The organism is Bacillus sp. Nf3 (genome assembly GCF_003028545.1).
GTDB classification, from domain to species: domain Bacteria; phylum Bacillota; class Bacilli; order Bacillales; family Bacillaceae; genus Bacillus; species Bacillus safensis.
Window position 1 is genome coordinate 1 of sequence record NZ_PYUA01000102.1, and the last position, 531, is coordinate 531.

At 52.5% G+C, this 531-nt stretch carries 1 rRNA gene; it reads left to right on the forward strand.

The window, feature by feature from the left end:
* Window positions 1-421: 421 nt before the first annotated feature.
* Window positions 422-531: ribosomal RNA gene (locus C9414_RS21045) — 16S ribosomal RNA — on the forward strand; the annotation flags it as partial.

Sequence of the window (531 nt, forward strand, 5' to 3'; positions counted from 1 at the left end):
GCGACGCCATCACCGACGAACGAGATGATCGAACGAAGGTGTTGACGGACTCGAAAAGTCCGGCATAATAGGCGGCTCGCAACGACGAAAGACTCTCGGGTCCAACGACGAAGCGGCATCGGCAACAACGTCCACTCCGGTGAGACGGCCTTGAAAAAAGGTGTTGACGAAGCGGAAAAGCCGGCTATAATGGGCGGCTCGCTACGAAGGAAACTTCGCAGCACACGGGAACGGCGCTGAGGCCACTTCCCCGGATCTTTGAAAGTATGCGCAGGTATCTTGTGAAGGCGCCTGCAGGAAGGATGATTGTCCATCTTGCAGACGTTTGATCAAGCAACTATTAATTGTTTTAAAGCAAGCGATACGTTGCCAGCATCAATCATCTGCAGCTTTAAATTTTGATCTTCGGATCATGTAGTTTTAAGTGAAGAGTTTGATCCTGGCTCAGAGTGAACGCTGGCGGTAGGCCTAACACATGCAAGTCGAACGGCAGCACAGGAGAGCTTGCTCTCTGGGTGGCGAGTGGCGGAC